Annotated in this window: 1 protein-coding gene; it reads right to left on the reverse strand. The window is 61.1% G+C overall.

The features are described from left to right. Positions 1-118 precede the first annotated feature (118 nt). Positions 119-265: 50S ribosomal L9 C-terminal domain-containing protein (locus ABFX56_RS16140; RefSeq protein ID WP_346234372.1), on the reverse strand; the 147-nt coding region annotated here is incomplete at its 5' end.

Genomic DNA, 265 nt, shown 5'->3' on the forward strand with positions numbered 1-265 from the left:
TACATGTTTACAGTGCGGGTTGAGGGTTGGTCCGAAATGTTGATCTGGGGTGGACTACACCGTTACCGTCAGGTAGCGGCGGGAGTGCTCCCGCCGCTACCTGACGTGAAACCAGTTGCTACTTCGCCGCAACCACCTGGATGGTGATGGTCGCCACGATGTCATCGCGCAGGCTGATCGTGGCCTCGTGTCGTCCCGTCCCCTTGATCGGTGTGGGAATGTCGATCTTGCGCTTGTCAAGGCCGGTCAGGCCCCCGGCCGCAGC

Source organism: Parafrigoribacterium mesophilum (assembly GCF_039652555.1).
Lineage (GTDB): Bacteria > Actinomycetota > Actinomycetes > Actinomycetales > Microbacteriaceae > Parafrigoribacterium > Parafrigoribacterium mesophilum.